Annotated in this window: 1 protein-coding gene; it reads left to right on the top strand. The window is 64.8% G+C overall.

Annotation, left to right across the window (positions count from 1 at the left end):
- The coding region (locus tag V5F77_RS28950; protein ID WP_429008493.1) for an IS1380 family transposase at positions 1 to 913 on the top strand (913 nt) is incomplete at its 5' end.
- Between the last annotated feature and the right edge of the window lie 47 nt (positions 914 to 960).

Raw genomic sequence — 960 nt, 5'->3', positions numbered from 1 at the left:
GTCCTTCACGCTCGACATCGATGCGACGCAGATCGTCGCGGAGAAGCGCGATGCCAAATGGACCTATAAGAGCGAGAGGGGATACATGCCGATGGTCGGGCACATGGCCGAACTCGGACTCGTCGTCGGCCATGAGTTCCGCGAGGGCAATGTCGCGCCGCAGACCCGCAACCTGGAGTTCATGCAGGACTGCGACGCGGCCATGCCGAAGGGCAAGAAGATCGTGGCCGTGCGCGCCGACAGCGCCGCCTATCAGGCGGCGGTCCTCAACTGGTGCGAAACGACAGGCAAGGTCTTCGCCATCGGCGCGGACCAGGACTCGGCGGTCAAGGCGGCCATCGCCGCCATCCCCGAAGGCGACTGGACGAGCTTCCGCGACGGCTGGATCGCCGAGACTGTCCACTGCATGAACAAGACGGGCAAGGCCTTCCGGCTGGTCGTCATGCGCCGCCCGCGCGACGTGGATCTGTTCGAGCAGGGGTCGCCGTGGCGCTACCACGCCGTCGCCAGCAACCGCGAGGACGAAGACGCTGCGGCGACGATGGTCTGGTACTCGAAACGCGGCGACGCCAGCGAGAACCGCATCAAGGAAATAAAGATCGGCTTCGGCATGGAATCCATGCCGTGCGGACAGTTCCACGCTAACGCCATGTTCTTCGCCGTCGGCGTGCTGGCCTACAACCTCTTCCTCGGATTCCGGGCGGACGCGCTCGATGACGACTGGTCGAACTCGCAGGTTCGAACGGTGCGTTGGCGGCTGTTCCAGACGCCGGGAAAGGTCGTCTGCCACGCCAGGCAGGTCGTCCTGAAGATCGCGGCGGACATGCTGGACGTGTTCGCGCAGATCCGCGAGCGCTGCGCACGCGTCGCGCTGAACATGATGGAAGGAGGTGTCGTCCACGCGACTTCGTAGCGCCTTCCGGCGACGGAAACGAACATCGTCGGGATGAGGCGAAGAGG

This window comes from Roseixanthobacter psychrophilus (assembly GCF_043195195.1).
Taxonomy (GTDB): domain Bacteria; phylum Pseudomonadota; class Alphaproteobacteria; order Rhizobiales; family Xanthobacteraceae; genus NCEH01.
Note: the sequence above shows the minus strand (reverse complement) of the source record. Positions and strands in the feature narration are given on the sequence as shown.